This is a genomic window from Niveispirillum sp. FG148 (genome assembly GCF_057809655.1).
Window position 1 is genome coordinate 1 of record NZ_JBMDKJ010000087.1, and the last position, 339, is coordinate 339.

Genomic DNA, 339 nt, shown 5'->3' on the forward strand with positions numbered 1-339 from the left:
GACCGCGCGGCCGGGTCCGGCCCGCCAGCCGATCAACCAGATTGGACCGGGCTACGCCCAGCGTTTGGGCCACCGCCTTCACCGCGAACCGCCCCTCAGCGGCGACCGCGCGAGCAAGATCGGTTTTTTGAGCGCGACTTTTCCAGCGCATCGCGCAGGATTTCCGCCTCCAGCACCTTGCGGCCGAGCAGGATTTCCAGTTCCCGCACCCGCTCCTCAAGCTGCCGGACAATTTTGTTGCTGGTCACATCGTCATCATCCGCCACGGCTACGCTCCCGCCCTCCAGCATCAGACGCCGCCAACGATACAGCAGGTTCGGCGCTACGCCATGACGGCGG

At 66.1% G+C, this 339-nt stretch carries 1 pseudogene; it reads right to left on the bottom strand.

Going from position 1 to position 339, the window contains the following annotated elements:
* Positions 1–339 (bottom strand): annotated as a pseudogene (locus ACODTW_RS28310) (transposase); the annotation flags it as partial.